Source organism: Bacteroides caecigallinarum (assembly GCF_016901995.1).
Lineage (GTDB): Bacteria > Bacteroidota > Bacteroidia > Bacteroidales > Bacteroidaceae > Phocaeicola > Phocaeicola cellulolyticus.
Genome location: NZ_JACJLE010000208.1, coordinates 1 through 250 on the forward strand (window position 1 = coordinate 1; position 250 = coordinate 250).

The 250-nt window shown below is 40.4% G+C and carries 1 rRNA gene; it reads right to left on the reverse strand.

Annotation, left to right across the window (positions count from 1 at the left end):
• Window positions 1-65: ribosomal RNA gene (gene rrf, locus H6A61_RS15660) — 5S ribosomal RNA — on the reverse strand; the annotation flags it as partial.
• Window positions 66-250: the final 185 nt, after the last annotated feature.

Here is a 250-nt window from a genome sequence, read left to right on the forward strand (position 1 = left end):
TGACGAAGCTTAACTTCTCTGTTCGGAATGGGAAGAGGTGGAACCTTCGTGCTATAGTCACCTGAATTTCTTTTTATATCAGGTCTTGCATGAAGCACAAACTGAAAAATCAATCTGTCTCAAAACTAATTATGTTTCAGTGCTAAACGTATATAACATCCTTAACGTGTCACGTGACAATGAAAGTTGACGGGCAATTAGTAATGCTCGGCTTTGCTGTCTCCAGCTTTACACCTGCATCCTATCAACG